Origin of the sequence: Halolamina sp. CBA1230 (genome assembly GCF_002025255.2) — an archaeon.
Lineage (GTDB): Archaea > Halobacteriota > Halobacteria > Halobacteriales > Haloferacaceae > Halolamina.
In genome coordinates, this window is record NZ_CP054588.1 from 80,908 (window position 1) to 102,790 (window position 21,883).

The 21,883-nt window shown below is 58.7% G+C and carries 16 protein-coding genes and 4 pseudogenes; 15 read left to right on the plus strand and 5 right to left on the minus strand.

What is annotated here, in order from left to right:
* Positions 1–514: 514 nt before the first annotated feature.
* Both B4589_RS15605 and B4589_RS15610 read left to right on the plus strand, forming a co-directional pair.
* Entirely contained in the window at positions 515–2,416 is a 1,902-nt protein-coding gene (locus B4589_RS15605) for a hypothetical protein (RefSeq protein WP_143414225.1), read from the plus strand.
* Between the two features lie 221 nt (positions 2,417–2,637).
* A complete protein-coding gene (locus B4589_RS15610) occupies positions 2,638–3,000 on the plus strand; it encodes a hypothetical protein (RefSeq protein ID WP_143414224.1) in 363 nt (120 codons plus the stop codon).
* Between the two features lie 3 nt (positions 3,001–3,003).
* Here B4589_RS15610 and B4589_RS15615 read toward each other — a convergent pair whose 3' ends face one another.
* Positions 3,004–3,639 (minus strand): IS6 family transposase, encoded by a 636-nt coding sequence (locus B4589_RS15615; RefSeq protein ID WP_079232208.1) that lies wholly within the window; start codon positions 3,637–3,639, stop codon positions 3,004–3,006.
* 111 nt (positions 3,640–3,750) lie between these two features.
* Between B4589_RS15615 and B4589_RS15620 the strand changes: the two genes are divergently transcribed.
* From B4589_RS15620 to B4589_RS15655, 9 genes and pseudogenes are all read left to right on the plus strand, one after another.
* Positions 3,751–6,945 (plus strand): PD-(D/E)XK nuclease family protein, encoded by a 3,195-nt coding sequence (locus B4589_RS15620; protein ID WP_079232207.1) that lies wholly within the window; start codon positions 3,751–3,753, stop codon positions 6,943–6,945.
* A pseudogene (locus tag B4589_RS18305) lies at positions 6,938–8,296 on the plus strand (UvrD-helicase domain-containing protein); the annotation flags it as partial. The gene B4589_RS15620 and the pseudogene B4589_RS18305, both read left to right, overlap by 8 nt.
* A 548-nt stretch (positions 8,297–8,844) precedes the next feature.
* Positions 8,845–9,483, plus strand: a pseudogene (locus B4589_RS15625) (aldehyde ferredoxin oxidoreductase C-terminal domain-containing protein); the annotation flags it as partial.
* 83 nt (positions 9,484–9,566) lie between these two features.
* The gene (locus B4589_RS15630; protein ID WP_079232368.1) at positions 9,567–9,962 is read left to right on the plus strand and encodes a hypothetical protein; all 396 of its coding nucleotides are present in this window, start codon (positions 9,567–9,569) and stop codon (positions 9,960–9,962) included.
* A 95-nt stretch (positions 9,963–10,057) separates the two neighbouring features.
* A complete protein-coding gene (locus B4589_RS15635; protein WP_079232205.1) occupies positions 10,058–11,452 on the plus strand; it encodes a hypothetical protein in 1,395 nt (464 codons plus the stop codon).
* Positions 11,453–11,478: 26 nt separating this feature from the next.
* Positions 11,479–11,757: pseudogene (locus B4589_RS15640) on the plus strand (hypothetical protein); the annotation flags it as partial.
* A gap of 85 nt (positions 11,758–11,842) precedes the next feature.
* Entirely contained in the window at positions 11,843–12,790 is a 948-nt protein-coding gene (locus tag B4589_RS15645) for an ImmA/IrrE family metallo-endopeptidase (protein ID WP_079232203.1), read from the plus strand.
* 90 nt (positions 12,791–12,880) lie between these two features.
* Positions 12,881–13,447: pseudogene (locus tag B4589_RS15650) on the plus strand (hypothetical protein); the annotation flags it as partial.
* Between the two features lie 294 nt (positions 13,448–13,741).
* Positions 13,742–14,521, plus strand: a complete 780-nt coding sequence (locus B4589_RS15655) for a hypothetical protein (RefSeq protein ID WP_079232202.1) — start codon at positions 13,742–13,744, stop codon at positions 14,519–14,521.
* 46 nt (positions 14,522–14,567) lie between these two features.
* Here B4589_RS15655 and B4589_RS15660 read toward each other — a convergent pair whose 3' ends face one another.
* The gene (locus B4589_RS15660) at positions 14,568–15,494 is read right to left on the minus strand and encodes a MarR family transcriptional regulator (RefSeq protein ID WP_079232197.1); all 927 of its coding nucleotides are present in this window, start codon (positions 15,492–15,494) and stop codon (positions 14,568–14,570) included.
* Positions 15,495–15,632: 138 nt separating this feature from the next.
* Between B4589_RS15660 and B4589_RS15665 the strand changes: the two genes are divergently transcribed.
* The 3 genes from B4589_RS15665 (at position 15,633) to B4589_RS15675 (ending at position 18,875) form a co-directional block, all read left to right on the plus strand.
* A complete protein-coding gene (locus B4589_RS15665) occupies positions 15,633–15,953 on the plus strand; it encodes a hypothetical protein (protein ID WP_079232196.1) in 321 nt (106 codons plus the stop codon).
* 219 nt (positions 15,954–16,172) lie between these two features.
* Positions 16,173–16,601 carry a universal stress protein gene (locus B4589_RS15670; RefSeq protein WP_079232194.1) on the plus strand — a complete coding sequence of 143 codons (429 nt, stop codon included), beginning with the start codon at positions 16,173–16,175 and terminating at the stop codon, positions 16,599–16,601.
* Between the two features lie 93 nt (positions 16,602–16,694).
* On the plus strand, positions 16,695–18,875 hold the full coding sequence (locus B4589_RS15675) for a cation-translocating P-type ATPase (protein WP_079232193.1): 2,181 nt from the start codon (positions 16,695–16,697) through the stop codon (positions 18,873–18,875).
* A 37-nt stretch (positions 18,876–18,912) separates the two neighbouring features.
* On the opposite strand, the gene B4589_RS18310 is transcribed toward B4589_RS15675, so the two are convergent.
* From B4589_RS18310 to B4589_RS15685, 3 genes are all read right to left on the minus strand, one after another.
* Positions 18,913–19,134 (minus strand): hypothetical protein, encoded by a 222-nt coding sequence (locus B4589_RS18310; RefSeq protein ID WP_079232192.1) that lies wholly within the window; start codon positions 19,132–19,134, stop codon positions 18,913–18,915.
* A gap of 144 nt (positions 19,135–19,278) precedes the next feature.
* Positions 19,279–19,920 carry a hypothetical protein gene (locus B4589_RS15680; RefSeq protein WP_079232190.1) on the minus strand — a complete coding sequence of 214 codons (642 nt, stop codon included), beginning with the start codon at positions 19,918–19,920 and terminating at the stop codon, positions 19,279–19,281.
* A 23-nt stretch (positions 19,921–19,943) separates the two neighbouring features.
* Positions 19,944–20,315: an SHOCT domain-containing protein gene (locus B4589_RS15685; protein WP_079232188.1), complete on the minus strand. Its 372-nt coding sequence runs from the start codon at positions 20,313–20,315 to the stop codon at positions 19,944–19,946.
* 181 nt (positions 20,316–20,496) lie between these two features.
* On the opposite strand from B4589_RS15685, the gene B4589_RS15690 reads away from it, so the two are divergent.
* Positions 20,497–21,882, plus strand: coding sequence for a permease (locus B4589_RS15690; protein WP_079232187.1), 1,386 nt, complete (start codon positions 20,497–20,499; stop codon positions 21,880–21,882).
* Position 21,883: the final 1 nt, after the last annotated feature.

Below are 21,883 nucleotides of genomic sequence, written 5' to 3' on the forward strand. Positions count from 1 at the left end.
TGTTTGCGTATGTGGCATGAACTGTGAAAATACCTCCTACTGTGCTCCTCATCAAGGAACTCTAACACAAGATCACCGCACGTGTCTCCAGTGGTTCACGCCACCCGTCTAGTCGATACGTCGCCTCAACCACCGTTTGAAATCGCGGCTCAGTAAGTGCTTAATCACGAGTCGCAGGCATCACTAGGGCTCAGCGCGGGGCGGTTACAAGGGAGATCATTTGGTTATATCCACGCGGCATCTGTGTTATGCTTCTCTGGCCAGTATGCTCTTCATCGCGATATCCTACAGCCGTGAGACCTCAATCATCGAGAACGAAGATACCGGCTGACTAATGATCAGGCGTGTGTACCGACAGGTTACCAGTTAGTCCGAGATCTATGCTCATCGACTACACGAGTAGAATCGACTGTGCCGAGATCACAAAGATATCGAACCAACCATCATTTACCGATGCACTTTGAGGTTCGTAACGAAAGATGGATAGATCCGATGTCAGACGGAGGTATGCTGAGTGAGCGCACCGGATTCCTGCTGTTTCACCACGCGTGAGGCCGAACGCCCACAGGAAGCCGTCTGGCGCCGATGCGCCGAAGAGATTCAGACGGCGGTCGAGGATCAACTCACCGGCGAATCCGGCCCTGTGCTTGTCGACGCGATCCCAACAACGGGAAAGACTCACGCGACAGCCCGTGTCGCCAATGCGATTGATGATCCAATTCTCCTCGTTTCTCACCTCCACGAGACGCGGGATACACTCGTTCGAGAGATCGACTCGGATACATTGGTCCGCTTACCAGCACTCGAAAGAGACTGCCCGACAGTCACGGACGAACACCCGCTCGGCGAAGAACTCACTAACCAGAATGCCCGTGGGGCGTCGCCGTACTTCCTACATCAGCGTCGACGAGACGAGCTGCCGTGTATGGACGACGGTGACTGTTCATACGTTAAGCGACGCGATGCCGCCGTCGACGCCGATGTGCTCGTCGGCCATCCCACTCACGCACTCTCCGAAGAACTAGTCGAGGGGCGCGTCGTTATCTTCGACGAGGACCCCGGGGACGCCTACCGTACTCAGTTCAACACGGCGCAACGAACGCAAGCAGCCAATCAGTTTCTCCAAGGCTACGATCAACTGGACGTCTCCCGGGTGGATCAGGTCAAAGCACTCGCATCGCTTGACGAGATTGACGGCGTCGGTGCAAGCGATGTACTCGAAACACTCGGTTCAATCGGGGAGTCAGCACGACAGACGGAAGCTCTGGAAGAGGGCGGGCATGCAGAAGCCCCGTCGATAACGCTCGCCGCGCTCGAACTGCAGCGGCAGGCTCTACAGGAGATGGCCGGTGACTTCGACGACCCGTATGCAGAGGACTTACGCCAGAATCTCGGTCTCGGCTACGTTGAACTGCCGGATGGGACTACCGTCGTCGAAGATCTAGAGAGCGAGGCACTCTACATCCGACGGCCGCCGGACCTCTCGGGTGCCGCCGCCATCGTCGGCCTCGACGGCACGCCGCGACCCGCCGTCTGGAAGGGCCGGATCGGCGTCGACGACCTTGTTCACAGGCAGCTACTTTGCGATGAGTGTCGGGGCACATACCTGACCGAGCACGTTGGCTATGAATTCATCCAAACAACAGAGGGAGCGAACCCATACAGTAGTGGCCAGCACGTCAACGACGCGCAGTGCTACGCGCTCCTCGAAGCCGCCTCAAAGAACCATGACCAGCAGGTGCCAGTCATCACCACAAAGAAAGCGCAGACGCGTCTGTTCGAAAGCTCCCTGGATGGCCCACACCTCAGTGACCCGTCGATATCTTCGTTCGTCACCAACGTTCGGCATTACGGCGATCTCCGAAGCAGCAACGAATTCGAAGGTGAGTCGGTCGGCATCGTCCTCGGCTCCCCACATCCCGGAGATGCGCCGATCAAGGTCGCCGCCGCCTTCGAGGGGTATCTTGCACAGCGCGGCGACGGGCGGGGAATGGACCTGGACTATGGAATCGCCGACCACCCATTTCTCCAGCACTTTCGGGAGGACAAAGTCGCGCAGGCAGTCTTCCGGTTCGGCCGTTCCTCGCCTGCGACGGTGTACATCCATACTGCCGCCCTGCCAGACTGGCTTGCTGCAGTCACACGCCGGCCAAAGGATGGAACGATAGTACGGACACGGAACGATGGTGAACGCTCCATCATCCGAACCCTTCGAGAAGAAGGGGGAGGGGAAGAGAAAGATATCCACGCACGAGAGGCAGTTGAAATCGGCGAGCGTCAAGTCAGGAAACTCCTCAAACGACTCGACAAGGAAGGGCTTGTTGACCGTAGTGACGCCCAGCCCTACCAGTGGACACCAGAGGATATCGGTTCGGCTTCTCTTGTTGCCGAAGTTTGCTTCCCGCCCAAAGGTTAAAGTGCCTCATCTCTTCGGATTCCTTGGTTTCCGGTCGCTAGCTATCGCAAGAGCGGCGGCCGGCGGCACAGGGTACCCAGCTACCGTTGAATCGAACAGCTACATATAGGGACTTATACGTCGGAGTTCGGATTAACTTGTGCCGCCGGCCGTCGCGTGCGTGCGCCTTAAACGCTAGAAGCGCACGCGTCGCGTAGTGCGACGCGAGCGTCCAACGCACAATGTCAACTCGACATACCACTTCGGCCGCCGCCGCACAGCTCCAGACTACGCCCGATCGTGATCCGCTCTACGATCCCGCGGACGTCGAAGCAGCGATTCGTCGTGCTTCCAACAGCGACCGTGTCGTGCCGCTGCTCGAAGGCAACTGGCAAGAATCCTCTCGGGACTACGACAGCGCTGAACAGGCGGGCCGCGCGCTCATCTTTGACCTCGCGTGGTGGTGTGACTACCGCTACAGTCAGGTCCGACGAATGGCACGGGAGGCCGGGCTCGGCCAGCTCTTCTCCGGGGAGGAAATCGACGATATTATCGACGACGCTTGGGAAGAACAGGACGACAGTTACGCGTACCCGGTCTGGTAGTGTTCAGATAAGCTGGTTCCATGCGAAGGCGAACGCTTGAAGCCAATTTTCGACGGTATCTGCTTCGGCATGGCTGAAACAGTTTGAGAACTGGTTGGTTCGGCGTTTTAGTTCTCGAAAGACACGTTCGACGCTGTTCCGATTACCGTGTTTCTCGTATCTGTAATCGAGGCCGTGTCGATGGAGTGCTGCTTGCAGCCACGGTGCAGAATGGACGAGAAAGACTGCGTCATCGACGAGATGTTTCTCGCGGAGTTCGGAGAGGAACATCTCAGTAATCGCTTGGTTTCTCGTCGGAGAGAGCTTGACATGCAGCAAGCGGTTCGTATCGGAATCGACAGCGGCGTACAGCCAGAATCGTTCGTCATTGAGCTGGATCACGGTTTCGTCAACGGCGACGTGACCCGGATTCGCACCGTCGAGAGGCTGTAGATCTGCCTTCTGCACCCAGTTGTGAACGGTCGTTCGACAGCGTCTGACACCCAAACTATCGAGAATCGAGGTGGTATCCGAAAGTGATAGTCCAGCCAGATGGAGTCGGATACCGAGCTTCATCGCAGGCTCGGGTGTCGCCTCTCGCTCCACAAAATCTAACTCGAATGAATCGCTACCTCCGTTGAGGCGGGCGATTTCGAGCATGAACCACTTAAAGGTCGTTCCGCCTCACTCTTCATCCTTATCTGAACACCGCCACGCACTATCCCTGAATATAAGGAAACCTCAAGAGGGTGACGAACACCAGAAGGAACAATGACTAACCGGACGGTCCTCGTCGGTCCCAATCACCACGCGCTTGAGGCGGCTGCATTTGATCGCGGGCGGTCGCTCGCTAACGAGGGGATCAATCGTGTGCTCTACGTGTCGGAAGAATCCACCCGGCACGACCGGGTCGAAACCCATTGGCGTGAGGCTGGCGACTCACTCAGACTCCGGACTGCAACCCTAATGGGGCTCGTATTCGACTGTTATGAACAGTTGGAGGGGCCAACGACGCGCCTTCCTGAAGAGACTGATCGCCGAGCGCTGGAATTCAGTCTTGACGACATCCTCTCAGACCACTCTTGGTTATCCACCCAACCACATGTCTCGGCGTCATTGGTCGATGCGTTTAATCGCCGATTCGCACGGTTTCAGAACGTCGGCCTAACGACCCCTGAGCGTCTTGCTGCGGAGTTCTCCGACTCCTCCCTCTCAGATCGGATCCGTGAAACAACCCTTGCTGCCTATAGAGCGTACGACCGATACCGTGACCGGTTCTCTGACGCATGGCACGTTACCGACGAGGAAGTGTTTGGAACGGTCACTGACCAGGATCTCACCGAGCTGCTCCCACATGTCGACGTCGTCATCGTCGATGGATTCATCGATCCAACCGAGCTCGAACGGCAAATGCTCGAAGCGCTGGCAACATCGTTCTCGACGATCGCAATCCTGCCAACCTTTTCGCAGTCAGGCACTGCCGGAGTCGACGCGGCGACCACGGCGGTTCGAGAGTTGTATACCGAGCTGGGGTTCGAAGAAGAACGAATCCACGAGCCTGAAGATCGCTCGCCGCTCCAGCAGGTTGCCACGACACTCTATCGGGCAGAACCGCCCGAGACTCAGACAGTTCCGGAGGCACTCGAGTGGCGTGAACTCCCGACACCAGAACGTGAAATCCGATATGTCGCTCGGGACATCCGGACTATCCTCGCATCGGGGATCGATCCCTCACAGATCGGTGTCGTCATCCCGGGGCTCCAAGCCTACGACGAATATGTCGAAGACACCTTCCACACCTATGACCTGGCCTACTCGGTTGATTCGGACGCGGCACTGATGGACACCCACGTTGGAAGCGCAGTCGAGAACCTCCTCACACTCGCCGAGGCAGCGCCACGGGCTGATGCAGTGACTGAACTCGTGACGAACCCTGTTGTGGATCTCCTTGATGATGGGGGCGAAGATGCTGTCCTCACGGCTCATCGGCGGAGTGATGCGATCCGGGTTGAGTCGATGCTGCAATATCTCCCCAGTGCAGTCACCTCGACGCTTCAGTCGCTACTCGAGACACTCACACCGCTTCGTGAGGCAGATACCCGGGTGGCAGACGGCTGTGAGATACTCCAAACGGCCGTTGCCGATCTTCATATCTCGGCGGCACTGGACGCCGATGAATCACGAGTCAATACTGCTCGCGAACAGGCAGCATTTGACCAGGTCGACGAGCTCCTCTCCTCGTTTGATGCCGCTGATCCGGAGCATCCGGATCTCGCACCATCCGCCGCACTCAACCGTGCCCTCCGGGGGGCAACACTCCAGGGCTACTCAAGCAGTTCGAACGATATTGCCGTCCTTGACCATATCGATGCAGCGAATCATGCGTTCGATCATCTCTACATCGTTGGACTCACAGGGGAACACTTCCCGAAGATCACCCGGCATCCAGCGTTTTTCGAACGCATGGTTGAGGCGCACCCGATCCTCGACGTGCTCGACACTCGGATCCGCGACCGATATCTCTTCGCGACGGTGCTCGCGAACGCCGAGGCAGTAACCCTCACCACGCCATCAACGGACCCCGAATCGACGGCTGTGGTCCGCTCGCCGATCCTTGATGAACTCAATCGGACGACGGGTATTGAGCCAACAATTGGGACCGACAGCCGAATCGGCTCACGTGAGGATCTCCAACGGGCGATCGCCCCTCTCGACAACCGACAGGAAGCCGTCAATGCCGCCGGTGAGCGGGGAGATTTCACGGCGAGTCAAACGATCCGGGCCGATCGGGGCATCGCATGTGCAACCGAACGTGCAAGTCCCGATCTCTCCCCCAGGGATGGACTTCTCGACCCCGAGACGGTCGCCGATCTGTACCCACGGGAAACTCGGGAACCGTATAGCGCGAGCCGCGTCGAACGCTACGTCAACTGTGGGTTCCAGTTCTATATGGAGAACATTCTGGAGCTCGAGGATCCGGCGGATATCGATCGAACGCCGGATCCGCTTGAGGCAGGGACCTTGATCCACGACACCCTCGAACGGTTCTTTGCCGAGCTTCAATCGGAACCGGGTGAGCCTGTCGACATCAGTGAGATCGACCAGTCGGAGCTGGAAGCCCACATGCTTTCAGTCGCCCGTTCGGAGCTGGCGGCGGCATCATTTGAGTACGACGGGCTGTTCTATCGTCGGTGGCTGGAACAGCTCTTCGCTGGTCTCGGGGATCCTGCGGAGAATCCCTACGACAGTGATCCACGCCCACACGAGGGAACAGACAAGGGACTGTTCGTCCGGTTTATCGAACACGAACGACAGCGGGATGGTGGGACATACCCGGCCTGGTTCGAGGTCCCATTCGGGGACGAGCTGCATGACGGTGCTGCCGACCCGTTCGCGATTGACCTACCGAACGGGGACAGTGTCGAGTTCCATGGCTACATCGATCGGATCGACGTTGGCGTCGATGACGATGCACCAACGGTCCAACTGTTCGACTACAAAACAGGCAGCACCCCATCGATGACAACAACGACCGGTGGCACGACCTTCCAACTCCCACTGTATCTGCTTGCCGCAGAGCAGGTGGTAGACAGCGAGCTGACGGACATGACGGATCTTGCTGCGACCTACTACAAGACGAAGCCTCCCAACGACATCTACCAACCGAGGGGTATCGAGTCGAAGTTTGACTCCTCCGCCGAGCTCCACCGATTCCTCACAGATGTGATCCCCCAGCGCCTCCAAACACTCACGACATCTATCGAGCAAGGACGCTTCCAAACGACATTACTCACGGCAAACGAAGCCAATTGTGAGTATTGTGATTACCGACGATCGTGTGACGTCAGACATCACCAGCGCCGGGAACGGGTAGCCCAACTCGAGGATGATTCGGAGACGTACGTCCCGATCCGGGCGACATCGACCGACTTTGCGTCGGTATTCTCGGGTGAGACCGATGACTGAGGATCGAGCAGGCACGCCAGGCGATGCGCCTGACGACGATGCCACGCCAGAAGCTATCCAACTCACTGACGAGCAGAAGGATGCACTCGTTCTCGATCGGAACGTGACGATCACTGCGGGGGCTGGCACGGGCAAGACGACGACACTGACACAGCGATACCTCGAGTTCCTCCGTTCGAACCCGGAGGCGACGCCCGAGAACGTTATCACGATCACGTTCACGCGGAAGGCGGCAGCCGAACTCCAACAACGGGTCCGCGAAGAGGTGTACGCTGAACTTGACGCAGCTGACTCGCCTGCAGAATATACGCGCTGGCGCGATGTTCTCGACGAAATTGACGATAGCTACACGCACACGATCCATGCCTTCTGTGCGCGACTCCTCCGTGAGAATGCCGTCCAAGCGCCGATCCCCGTCGAGTTCGACGTATTAGATGAGAACGACGCTGCTGACCTTCAACGAGAGGTCGTTACCGACTATCTCGACACACACGAGACCGATCAAGCAGTCGATCTCTTGTCACGGCTCTTCGGGTCCCGCGGCAGATTGACCGATATTCTCACAGAACTGTTGGCGGCCCGTCCAGAGAGTGAGGCGTGGCTTTCGGCCTGGGGCGATCGCGATGTCGACGACTATCTCGATTTCCTCTGGGAGAATGTGTGTACGCTCGATCCCGACCGAGCAGCAGAGTGCCTCCATTCAGCCCCAGTGCAAGACGCCTTCGAGACCGCCCAGCGATTTGCGGAAACCGAGTTCGACGTCGATGACGGTGCCGATGGTGTGGTTGTCCTTCGTGAGATCGCGGCTGTCGCAGACCGAGTTCAGACGGCAGATGACGACCGGACCATCCTTCGGCAATGTCGAGCAGTATACGATATTCTGGAGAAAAGCTCCGGGGGACTCTACGCCAGTGCCAGTCACCACCTCGTGGGCACAAAGGCGAGCTGGAACTCCGAGACTGAGGCGTACGACGATTGCAAAGCGGCGCTGGGATCGCTCATCGAGGAACTCCAGGCGATCGAAGAGCAACTACAGAGTGTCCCCGGCGATCTGGATCGGAACAGCGCACACTACGTGACTGCCTTCGCAACGGTCTTTGAGGATGTTCTTGCGGCGTATGAGGCTGAGAAAACCCACCGTGATGCACTCGATTTCCCGGACTTGATCGAGACATCGATTACGTTCCTCGAGTCGACCCCGGAGGTTCGGGCGTCACTTCGGGAGCAGTTTGCTGCAGTAATGGTTGATGAGTTCCAAGACACGGACGAACGCCAGTGGGAGCTTATCTCCCTGCTGACGGGGCTGGTTGATGACGACGATGCGACGGACTCCGTATTCCTCGTTGGGGACAAGAAACAGAGTATCTATGGCTTTCGTGGCGCTGAAGTAACGACGTTCGATACTGCTGCAGCCGAACTTGCTGCAGAGAACCAACGGCTCGGACGGGACGCCATCCCAGACGGGACCCAGGCAACCCCGACAGGGATGGAACTGTCAGGGAATTTCCGGACTCTCGAGGGGCCCCTGACGTTCCTCAACGAACTGTTCGATCAGGTGTTCGAGCCGCTCGGCGATGAGTATGCCCCGTACGAAGCAACGCCCCAGCCGCTCTCGTTTGAGCGGGATCGAATCGAGGATGTGGGTGAGCTCTCCGGGTCCGTCGAGTATCTTCTCGTTCCGGAGGGGGAAGACGACGCGGCTGCGCTATTGGATCCTGCACACCCAGTCGTCGATGCAGCGGCCGAACATTCGATCGCTGGCGAGGCGCAGGCACTCGCTGATCGACTGTCGACCCTTCTGTTGGACCCACCGACAATCATTGATGAAGACACGGGCGAGCAGCGGCCCGCCGAGCCTGCAGACGTTGCGATCCTGCTTCGCCGTCGAACGCATCTGGATCGGTATCAAACGAATTTGGCAATACCGACCTCATCCACGACCTGGTCGAGAAGATCGCCTACCGAGATGGTGACGGCGATCTATTGGCGGAAGGTATCGACCGAATTCACGATGAGTTGGGAGTCGAGAACTGGTCCGTCAAAGGGATGGACTTCGCGGCCCATGAGGGGAGGGTGCTAAATGGACAGGGGCTATCCTATGCCGTTGCAAACCGTGGTGCTGATCACATGTACGCGACCTTCTACTCTGTCGAGTACCCGCTCGTGCCCGATGAAGATGCACTAGACCCGAAGGGCACCCTTGGCAAGGCAGACGAACTTATCCACCGAGAGAACTTGATGGCTCTCAACGACGCAGGAGTCGTCTGCAAATTCTCGCGAGACTACATGAGTCCCGAACGGTACGAAACGTTGTTCGACGCTGATTTCGAAGAGCTGCTTGCTGTTGGTGACCGCATTGTAACACTCGAGCGGCACTTCAATAACCAGCGTGGATTCGGTCGCGAAGAGGATACGCTCCCATACGAACTACCAAACTTCCAGCAGGCGCTGGATGAGTACTACGATGAACGTGGCTGGGAGGATGGCGTCGTATCCGACGCTGCTTTGCCCGAGGATTACGAACAAATCGAGGCTTGAGTCGCTTGTTCCGGGCGTCCGTAGGCTGAGTTTTTCAAGGGCGTCGATGGGTGACCCGGCTCGAAAAACGGGTCGATTCACCGATGAGCTTGGAAGTCATCAACCGTCATAGCGAGGCCGTGTTCGAGTTCCTCTGGTGTCCAGTCTGCGGACACGAGGTGTTCAGCCACATCCCTTTCGAGGGGGTGTTCTGTGAGAACTGTAACACGCAGGTCGAACTCCAAGAGGCGCGCGAGGATCGCGGCTACGAGGACGCCGTCCTCGCCTGCTTCGATACGCACACGACCTGGAACCTCCACGTCGACGAGAAACTGCGCCGCGACCTGCCTGATGGGTCGGCGCGCGTGAAAATCTTCGGCGCACCGGGCGCCTACGAGGTCGACTGGTGGAGTCCGGAGCCAGGTGAGGATTGGGAGCCTGTCGAGCGCGGCGAGTTCGACGACGTCGAGGAACCATCAGCGGTGTCGCACCTAGCGTAGTCGCCTGTTGAAGCATTCAGAACACCACTGATAATCGAGTATCGATCTGAATCATCACAATCAACTTTATCATCGTATGTAGTCTCCTCCCAGCAATGTCGGACCGACAATCGAAAGAGGAGGTCTGGGGTGAGTGGGTTCGGCGGACAATTCTCTCAGACATCCAGTCGGCTGCAACCCCGGATCCGGTGCCAATGGTCGACCACAGCGGCTCGGAATTATCGATGACCGACGAGTACGATACGTATCGCCTGGGTCGGGGGAGTGGAGACTATCTGTATATGTTGTACCTCCTTGACGAACCCACAGACGGATCCTTCGATGTGATCCCGGTGTACATCGGCGAAACGAGCAATGTCGCGAGTCGACTGATGAACCACTTCAGAAAGCTCCGGGACGCCCTCCCCATTTCGGAGTGGGAAGATGATGGATCATGGGGCAGTTACGGGAAGTACGACCACATCGCGACCGTCTACGAAAAATCGGCTTCAAAGCTGTACGCGTGGGTGGTCAACGTCGACGATCTGGAGGCGGGTCCGTACGGGTACCCGACGTACCGACACGAACTCGAGGGGAAGATGGTCGGTCTGGTTCACTCGCTTCCGCGGTTTGATCGCGTGTTCGCCAATCGCGACTTCGTCCCCAACCGTGTCCCCCACAAGATGGGGCAAGTGGGCCCCGAATGGGTTAACGACAAAAACAGATCATTCAATGAAGAATCAGCACATCTCGCTGAACTCCCCGTTGAGAAGGTGACTGCGGAGAATAAGCCCGAGCTGTGGTACGAGTGGGTTGAGAAAACCATCTGCCGAGACATCAACGACTCCGAGAAGACAGATCCGATACCGCTCTTCGAGACGGACGAAGACCTCGTTGTCGAGACAAAGTCGCTTGGCTCCTCGACGGTGCTCAAGCGAAGCGATGCCATTGACGAACGGATTCGTCGAGAGGGAAAACGATGTGTTCACAGTAACGGCGTGAGAGAAGGAGAGAGCGGAGTACTCTACGTCCTGTTTCAACTCAACTCTGAGGACCCCTCCCCTACGGATGTTGTCCCACGGTACATCGGAAAAGGTGAGGCGTACGGGAAAAAGAACGAACTGAGTGCTAACTTCGAGGAGATAGCGAAAGGCCGGAGCGGGACACGGAGTTTCGCTCGTTGGGGCGACGGGAGTTATTGGCACATAGGTGAACTCTCGGAGACAGTATTCGGCGAGGAGTCGAAGAAACTCAGTTGGGCGAGCGAACTCTTCGAGCAGGGAACGCGCCAGCTCAAACAACAAACGTATCTGTGGATCCGCGCGTGGGACCCGGAAACGTATCCAGGGCCGTACGGCTATCCTGCGTACCTCGCAGAAGTTGAGCCGCTACTGGTCGGACTCGCATACGAGGCGTGGCCCGATTACCTACTCAATCACAACGAAGTCCCGGGTAACGCGCCGGCAAACAGCCGCGAGTTCGAATTTCGACCTGTCGAGGACGGTCACTGAAGGGCTTCCCCGGATCTTACAGCACATCAGAGCAGATCGATTCCGCCGACGTCCCCGACGAAATCGAATCCATCACCCGTGGGATCGCCGGTGAGCAGCCGCCGACGAATCCGCTGGTCGTGCTGAAAACGGCCCGGTGGTGGTACATTCACGGCAAGGGCGGCATGGATCCCGCCTTCCAATGGGCCATCGAGTGGGCGCGTCACCTTGCGACCGATACGCCAAGCGACGTCGAGGAAATCGACGAGTTCCTCGAGTACCTCGTTTCGGTTGGCTTTGCGGACGAACGCCACGAGCTCCGCTGACCGCCAGCTCGGTTTTTAACGCCCCTGAGGGGTGCGGCGCGGTCTGAGCAGACGCAGTCGCCGTGACCTCGATTCGGTGACCACAATGACTACGACCAGTGACGCGTCGGTCTCCTTCGACCAGACCGACACGCGATCCGACGAGATGAACAGCACGATCGAACAGTGGATCGACGACCTCGTCGCTGGCGTCGACGACGCGCAGGCCAGCGCGGAGTTCCAAGAATGGCTCGATGTCCAGAGTCGGTTCCACGACTACTCCTATCGGAACACCCTCCTGATCAAGCAGCAGTGCCCCGAGGCGACCCGCGTGGCGGGCTACCGGACGTGGCAGGAGGAGTTCGACCGCCACGTTCAGGAGAGCGAGTCGGCCATCTGGATCTGGGCGCCGATCATCACCAAGCAGTGCCCGGAATGCGAGAACTCGCCGAGCTACCACAAGGACAGTGACTGTGAGTACGACGAGACGCCACCCGAGGAGTGGTCCGAGGGCCTGGTCGGGTTCAAGCCCGCGCCGGTGTTCGATGTCTCCCAGACCGAGGGCGAGCCGCTTCCCGACCTGGACACGGAAGCGACCGGCGACGCTGGCGATCTGGTTTCCCAACTGACTGCTGCCGCTGATGAGCTCGGCGTGACGGTGCGAATCGTTTCAGAAGCGGAGTGGACCCACGGCGAGGCGAAGGGCATCTGCGAGCAGTTGAGCCTCATCGACATGCAACCGCTCGTCGAGGTGCGTGATCGGGAGAACGAGGCTGACCTTGCGCGGACGCTGATTCACGAGTACGCGCACGCCCTGCTCCACTTCGACGTCGACGACGACACCGAACGGTCGAAACGCGAAGTGGAGGCCGAGGCGGTCGCGTACGTCGTCGGGCGGTACTGTGGGTTGGACACCAGCGGGTCGGCGTTCTACCTCGCTGCGTGGGAGTCGGACGATCCCGAGATCGTTCGCGAGCGCCTCGGACGGATCAGTCGGACAGCAGAGGAACTCATCGACGTTCTCGAGAGCGAATCCTCGTCCCAACCCAGTTAACCAACAGAGTGATGGGTTCCTTCCGCTCTGTTGGTTAAGTTTTTCAGCGCCCGCGGAGGGGCGGAGGCGCGTTCTAACCTCCGTCGAATGATGACTGAACCCTATCTCACGACAGTCCTCGAGGAAGCCGGGCACGTTGCCGAGCAGCACGACCAAGTCGCCAAAACGACAGACAACCAAGTCCACGAGTACCTCCGATACGTCGTTCTTCGGGTGCTCGAAGGTAAGGCGGAACACCTCCCGGCGGACTGGACACCGATCGACGGCGTGACCGTCGGCTACGGGAACGACGAGGCGATGTTCGATAGCTGGGGCTCCAGCGAAGACTGGTGGGAGACCGTCCCGCCGCAAGAAGCGTGTACACGCTTCCGGGTGTTCTTCCCGGACGACCACCAGACGGTTCCCCGCGACATCGTCGATGTGATGGCCGCGCTCGGGGCCTGGCGGGTCTGGACCGGGAGCGCAGCCGCGTGCGGCTCCTACGACCATCGCGAGCGCCGTGAGGTCCACTACCTCTTGTCGGAAGGCCATCCGGTGGCGGAAGTGCTCCACGAGCGGCTCCGTGACCCTGCGGAAGCCGTCGCTCCCGACGGTGGCCGAACGGGCGACGTTCGCGACCGGCTGGTCGTCGACGAGAACGCATACTTGCAGGACAATCATCGGATGATTACGCCCCTACTTTTTAGCTGAGAGACGAGTTGTGACCGACTAAAGCGTTTGAAGGTGATCTTGGCCGGACTGATAGAGCTCCCACCATCAGTTTCAGCGTCTCTATTCCGTGTTCGGCTTTACTACGTTTCACGCCGTATCCTTCAGTTTCATCGAACATCGCCTCAACCAGTACACCCTCATCGTACTCATTCAGAAGTTGAACGACAATCTCTTTCAAAAACTCACCTCGATTCTGAACATTCACCAATATTTAATTCGGTGGGGAATATCTTCTAGAGAATGGACCCAGAGATAAGCGAGACACAGTTCAGCTACTACGTGACGAAGGAACTTGAGACTGATCGATTTCCGTTCTGGTTATCTGGACCCGTGGATTTCCCGACCCGGTACGATGAAGGAGACCTCGGATACGACGTTGAAATTCCTGCTGAGAAACCGTTGCGGTCATTTTTCATCCAGTATAAGTTGTCCGAGGAGCTCACCACGGCGAATACGACCGATGAGCAGTGGGAATACTTCGGTGAGGAGTCGTTCTACAGGTTCGATATCAAAACTTCATCAGACAGGACCGAGCGTAAGCAGCATGGTATCTTAGTAGACCTCGCTAATCGGAGACCATACACATTCTACGTCGCTCCGGAATTCCGGAAGTCGGAGGTTTTTAACAGCCATGTTAACGCAGAACAGGTAACGGCGAACTCAGCATTTATTCGGTGTCAGGATGCACCGGTTCCCTCCGATGACGAAGACCATCAAATCGGGTTCCAAACTGGGGACAATACCGCAACGCTGTTCTCCTCAGAACCGTATGAGAACCGATTGAGGGTTTTACGTAATGCGGAGACTGTCCTCAGTGAAATTACTGAAGAGACTGAGGGTTTTACAGAAATGTCAGAGCTTCGCTCCCTATACAGGGACCTCCGCGGAATCGTACTCGATGATGTTAATATTGAAATAAATGCAAATCGTTTTGAACCAGAGGATGATCTTCTTTGGTTTTCTCGACAACAAGAGTTCTTCATCAGAACGATAAACTCCCGGCCAGTCTTCTTCTTCTAGAGATGGCTATCCTTGGTTGCTCCAATAACACCACCGAATGTTGGTCTCATTGTGGTAGTGGCACCTCGTAGTCAGCCGCCAGCTCCTGGAACTCGTCCCACTCCGGGAGCCGGCCGTCGTCGACCTCGCCGTGTGTCTCGAGGTAGCAGAGCAAGGCGTCGATTTCGTCTTCAAGGTCATACTTCACCGCCTGCTCTCGAAGGTCCTCCTCGTCGACATCGACGTGGCTGAGCAGGAGGAGACAGTACGAGCGGTGGCGGCTGCCGTCGTCGATCAAGAGGGTGTGACAGCAGAGCTCCGCCGGCGAGACTACGTCGAGCTCCCTGGAGTAAAAGTAGTAGCGGTGGCCGGTAAGCAGGAACTGGATGTCGAAGGCTGCGAATCGAGCGAGGCCGGTTTCGTGGAACGCCTCCGCGTCGATCTCCGTCTCGGCCTGGGCGAGGAATTCATCGTAGTCCTCCCAGAGAATCGTCCCCTTCGGGGCGACGGCTTCGAGGTGCTGGCGATGCAGATGGTGGGCGAGTTCACGTGCGAACTCGTGGAGGCGGTCGAAGTCGGCGTTGAACTCGTAGTGGCCGTTGGCCGTCCCGACGAGACCACGGTCGCGAAACCGCTTGAGCACGCGGTTGACTGTGTTGCGGTAGTTGTCGCTCCGGTCGGCGATCTCGGAGACGGTTCGCGGCTGGTCGAGGTAGTACAGCACCTCGAGTGTCTTCCCGGTCAGCAGTTCGGGGAAGTCGATATGGGAGTGCTGGCGGACGAGGTCCTGGTAGCGTTCGACGGCGCGAGCATCCGAAGGGATGACTCGTTTTCGGCGGCCGTCGCGTTCCGTGTAGACGAGCCCCTTCTCGACGAGGTCGCCGACGGCACGAGAGAGGTAGCTCTCGCTGTGGTCGAGCTTCGTCGCGAGGTCAGAGATCGTGTCGCCGCGGTCGACCGTGGCGAGGACCTCGAGTTCGATGCGCCGGAGCACAGTGTAACATAGTACGAAACTTGTATATAAAGAAGTTACAAGTAGTGTTACAGCCAGCAAGCACGGGAGCCGTCTTCATCGTCTTAACCAACAAAACTATGAATTCGTGGGCCGTGTTGGTTAACACGAGAGTAGCCGATGTCCGACGAACCCCCGACCCCACCGGCGGACCTCCCAACGGAGATCGTCAACACGCTCAACGAGTCGGACCCGGAGCAGCTCCGAGACGTTGCGACGTATGCTGAAGCGCTCGCCGAGCACAAGGAACGAGAGGCCCGTCTCGAGGAATCGGCAGATCAAGAAGAGGTCGAAGAGCGACCAGACGATCTCCCGGATGACGTCCCTGCCAAGGCGACGATCACGATCAAGGAAATCAACGACAATCGCTACTACTACTGGCAGTGGAGAGATGGTGAAAATATCCGTTCTCATTATAAAGGGCCGGTCACGGACGAATAGCCCTGACATTCCTCAGTGATCACGGTTGCTAGTGGTCGGCGAAAGGCCGAACCATGCCCGTCAAGCTCGAATGCGACTTCTGTGGGGATGCGATGTTGATCGATCCACGTGCGGATGCTGAACATACTGCCGATTGTGACACCGATCGTAATTACAGGTACTCTCAGGTGCCGAGTTTTCGGCACTACACCCTTCTCAGCCCCTCCCGAACTCGAACGTATGCCCGACAACGTCCTCGTCGCTTTGGACGGCTCCCTGCTCGTCGAGCGTGCGCTTACGTACGCACTCGAGACTCTCCCGGACGCCGCTCTCACCACGATTTTCGTCATCAACCCGATTGACTCGGTGATCGATGTAGAGGCCGCTGGCTTGCCAGTCGCAGAGGACTGGTACGATACCGCCCAGGAGCGGGTGACCGAGATTCACACGACTGCGATGGATCTCGCGGCGGAACACGAAATTGTGCTCGATACTGTCACTGAAGTTGGGAAACCAGCGCGAGGGATTCTCGACTACGCTGCCGACAACGGCATCGACCAGATCGTTATGGGTAGCCACGGTCGATCAGGCCTAGACCGGACGTTCCTCGGAAGTGTCGCCGAGACAGTCACTCGCCGAGCACAGATCCCGGTAACCATCCTTAGATGAAATCCTTGACTCGTGTGCCGAGATTAGGATCGGATAAATGCTCTTGGGCCCACCTCAAACGTGAAATCAAACCAAATCATAGGTACCGAGAACATGGCTGTTACTGAATCACCATCTCTCTCGACGTGTACTATCCAGATTGAACGACGAGGTGGTCGTGGCGACGCGGGAGCACGGGCACTTGAACGACATCTCCGGCGTCTCTCCGGCGTCCACGATGTCGACGTCTCGTTTCGAACAGGGGACGCCCGGATCACCTACGACGGGAGCGTCATCTCAGAAGAAACGATTCGAGACGCTGTCCGCGACCGCCACGTGTCGATTCAGGACGAATCTGAGACAGCAACGGATGACGTGAGTACCCGCTCGAAACTCAGGCAGGAGGTCGTGTTCGTCGGCTTGACCCTCCTCGGGATGGCGGTCGGCCTGGTGACGGGGTGGCTCGAAGGACCACAACTTCTCATGTGGGCCGGGTACGGCTTCGCATACGTCTTCGGCGGGTGGTATGGGCTCAAAGGCGCGGTCGAGACGCTCCGTCACCGTGCGGTCGATATTGACCTCCTGATGATCGTCGCTGCCCTCGGTGCCCTCTCGATTGGCGCCCCGTTCGAGGGCGCGATGCTGCTGTTCCTGTTTTCGCTATCGAATACGCTCCAGCACTACGCCATCGGCCGCTCACGCCGAGCGATCAAGTCACTTGTCGAAATGCGACCGGACGAGGCACAGGTCCTCCGCGACGGTGAGGAGGTCACTGTGGCCATCGACGAGGTGGCCGTGGGCGACGTATTCGTCGTGCGGCCCGGCGACAGGATTCCGCTCGACGGCGTCGTCGCGTCTGGCGAGGGGACGGTCGATCAGGCGTCGCTCACCGGCGAATCAGTGCCCGTGCCGAAAGAGCCCGGGGACGAGGTGTTCGGCGGGACGATCAACGAGAGCGGCAGCCTGGAGATCGAGGTCACACGGCAGGCTCACGAGTCGGCGATCAGCCGCCTCATCACCATGGTCGAAGAGGCCCAGAGCGAGAAGGCGCCAACACAGCGGCTCATCGACCGCCTCGAGCAGCCGTACGTCCTCGGTGTGTTTGGGCTCACAATCGCGGCGATCGCCATCCCGCTCGCGCTCGGAAGCGAGTTCACGAGTACGTTCTACCGCGCGATGACGCTTATGGTCGCCGCGTCGCCGTGTGCGGTCATCATTTCCACGCCGGCGGCGGTGCTATCGGCCATCGCCTCCGGTGGCCGGCAGGGCGTCCTGTTCAAGGGCGGTGAGCACGTCGAGACCGCCGCGAACATCGACGCGGTCGCGTTTGACAAGACGGGCACACTCACGCGAGGTGAGACGCAGCTGACGGACGTCTTCGTCCGGGACGGCCTCGCGGACGAGTCGCTGACTGCCGACGAGCTGCTCTCGCTCGCCGCCGCCGTGCAGGCCCGCTCGGAGCACCACCTCGCTCGTGCGACCGTCTCGGAAGCCGAAGACCGTGCCCTCGACGTCCCCGACGCACGTCGATTTCAGTCGGAGGCCGGGAAAGGAGTGCGCGCCGACGTCGACGACGGAACCATCCACATCGGGAATCGGAGTTATGTCAAGACGGTTCTCGAAGACGCTGCGATCGAGGGGCTCGAACCTGGTCTCGATCGGCTCCAGTCCCTGGAGGCGGAGGGGAAGACCAGCGTCCTCGTCGCCCGCGAGCACGGCGACGATGTCACGGTACTGGGATGGCTTGCGTTCACCGACACGGTCCGGCCGGGGGCTGCAGAGATGATCGAGAACCTCCGGTCGCTCGGCGTGGAGCACATCGTTATGCTGACCGGCGACAACGAACGCGTCGCCCAGCAGATCGCCGACGAAGTCGGTATCGACGAGGTGCAGGCGGAACTACTGCCGGAAGAGAAAGTGGCAACTATCGAGGATCTGGTTGAGCGATACGAGAACGTGGCGATGGTGGGTGACGGCGTGAACGACGCACCGGCACTGGCGACGGCGACGCTCGGGATCGCCATGGGTGGCGCCGGGACTGACGTTGCTCTCGAAACGGCTGACGTCGTCCTGATGGGCGACGACATCGGGAAGATTCCCTACGTGCTCGGACTCGGTCGCCGGACGCGCCGGACGCTGACAGTCAACCTCGCAATCGCCTTCGGTGCAATCGCGTTGATGGTCGGCACGATTCTGTTACGCGGTATCCCCTTACCGCTGGCGGTGGTCGGCCACGAGGGTTCGACGGTCCTCGTGTCCCTGAACGGGCTTCGATTACTCGGATTCCGCGAATAACGGTCGCTGAAGGCGACGAATGGACCGATGGCGCCGATCAGCAACAACTAGTGTCGGCGGGAGTCCACTCGCACGCATTCCCGGTAGTGAGGTCGTTCTCGTCGATATATGCGGACAGACAGGCGTAGTTACAGAAATACGTGGGTGAGCTACACTCGTCATCGCAATCGCGGACGCAGATTGGATCGTGGTCGAAAATCCGGGATTCGCAGTACGCACACGTCTCGTCTGTTTCGGGTGTTGAGACAGTCGTCGACATACTCGTGTTGAGGAGCTGCCCACAGAAAACGTTTCTTCGGGCTGTGATCAGTGAAGGAGTCTCGATCACCCTCTCCTCCTCGAATTAGCAGTCTTCCCACCACTTTTTCGAACAGCATTGAAAACAGTCGCCTGTTACAAATCCTCAGGTTCCGGTTCGCGTCGTCCGTCGATATCCTTCGTACAGGGCTGGTAACCCAAGAGGAAGTGCGAGGAATCCAAACCCGAGAAGGGCATATCGGTCTCTATCCTGGTGTCGCACGACGAGGATTGTCGCGACGATGCCGAATAGCGCAATGACGTATGCGGTGTTGCTCCAGAGCACGTCGTAGGTCGAACAGTACAGCCAGCAAACGAACGTGTAGGCCGGGGCGTTCCAAGTCGGTGGATGAAGTTTCGGCCAGAAGAACCGGCAGTACGTTGTCCAGCCCAGCATCGCCACGGTCGGCAACCCGACGAGCCACACCGCTGCCCCACGATTCCCGTCGCCGTATCGCCGGTATCCAGCGAGGAAGAGTGCGGGAAAGCAGAAGACCCACAGCCAGATGCCGATAGTGTAGGTCACCGGCCAGTGTTCGATCCGGGGCTGTACAACGGGAAGGCGTACTAATTCGGGCAGCGTCGCCCACGGGAACGAGGGGTCGGGAACGGGATTCGTGAGGAACGCGACCAGACAGAGTCCCGTCCCGACGAGGAGTCCGTATACTCCCAGCGTCGTGTATCGGTCGAGCCACGCTGGAAGTTGCGGACGGGTCGACTGTTGACGGTGGTCGGGGAAGCCGGTCATTCTTCAGCTTTGACGGCTCCTGATCAGGTATCTCGTTCGAGTGCGTCGCGTCGCTGTTCGTATTCCTCGTCGGTCAGCTCTCCGCGAGCGTAGGCGAGACGGAGCTCCTCGAGGGCTTGGTCTGAGCCACTCTCACTACCCGCAATCGCGCGGTAGATGAGGTACCCACCACCGACGAGGGCGGCGAGGAACAGCAGCTGCATCACGATGCCGACGATGTACATCCAGCCAGGCATCGTCCCATCGCCCCACATGTGACCGCCCCACATCCCGCCCATCATCGGACCGAATCCCATCATTCCGAAGCCCATGAAGAACAACGGGAAGATGAATACGGCGCCGATGATGACCAGGAGGAGCGTAACAAGTCGCGTGTCGTCTGTATTTGTCGGCATGTTGTGATTCCTCCGTGAGTTTGGGTCTCAAGTAGTACTACGTACTAACTATTCAATGCGGTTGTGGCTTAGACCTGCGTGTTCCTCCCACCACTATTCTTTTGAATTCCTACTTACCACGGCTCTGACCCGAACTATCTGAAGGAAAACTGCAATAGATGATCCCTTCGAACAGATAGCTATGGTGGCGACGATGATTGATGGCATCTTCGAAGCTCTACGTATCGGTGTGGGCTTCCTCTGGACGGCGGCGTGGGCGATCATTATGGGCCTCACGATCACGAGTCTCGTCCAGGTCTACGTCTCCAAGGAGCGGATGGCCCAGGTCCTCGGCGACGGCGATCTGAGCGGACTCACCAAGGCGACTGCGTTCGGCGCGGCCAGTAGTGGCTGTAGTTTCGGCGCAGTCGCTATCGGGAAGGGCTTGTTCAAGAAGGGAGCGCACGCGGTGAACTTCCTCGCGTTCATGTTCGCGTCGACGAACCTCATCGTCGAACTCGGGTTGATGATCCTGATTCTGCTCGGCTGGGAGTTCCTGGTCGCAGAGTTACTCGGCGGACTCATCCTCATCGCCGTGATGGCCGTCATCGTCCATCTCACCCTCCCCGAGAACCTCTTCGACGAGGTGCGAGAGACGCTCAACGAGCGCGACCGTGAGGCGGGCGTCACCGAGGATCCAACCTGCGGGATGGAAGGCAAAGACGAGTACACGCTTACGACTGACGGCGGTGAGACGCTCAAGTTCTGCTCGGAGGGCTGTATGGAGACGTACCTACAGGAGACATCGAGTCGCGGAGGGTGGCGTGACGAGTTGCTGTCGTGGGGTGGCTGGTACAAAGTCGGGAACCAGTACCGCAAGGAGTGGTCGATGATCTGGAAGGACGTCGTCGCGGGCTTCCTCATCTCGGGGTTCGTCATCGTCTTCGTCCCCCAGTCGGTGTGGAACACCCTGTTCATCCAGGGCGACGGCCTGCTCGTGACCGCCGAGAACGCACTTATGGGCGTCACCATTGCCGTCCTCAGTTTCGTCGGCAGCATGGGCAACGTCCCGTTCGCCGTCGCGCTCTGGGGCGGCGGCATCAGCTTCGCCGGCGTCATCGCGTTCGTCTACGCCGACCTCATCACGATCCCCGTGTTGAACGTCTACCGGAAGTACTACGGCTGGAAGGTGATGCTGTACATCCTCGGCGTCTTCTTCGTCACGATGGCGTTCACCGGCTTCCTCATGGAACTGCTGTTCGACGCGCTGGGAATAGTCCCAGATCTGGCGGGCGGCGAGACGGCGACCGAGCAGACGTACTTCGAGCTCAACTACACGTTCTACCTCAACGTCGTCGCGTTCGCGCTCTCCGGGTTCCTCCTGTACGTGTATCGTCGCGGGCTCGGTGCGCCCGGCCAGTACCGCGATCCGGTGTGTGGCATGCGGACTGACGACAGCGAGCCATCGGCGACCCACGACGGTGAGACGTACTACTTCTGCTCGCAGACCTGCAAGGAGACGTTCGAGGAGGACCCCGACGAATTCGCCACCGGCCATCCGATGGTGATGGAGGGCCACGACCACTAAC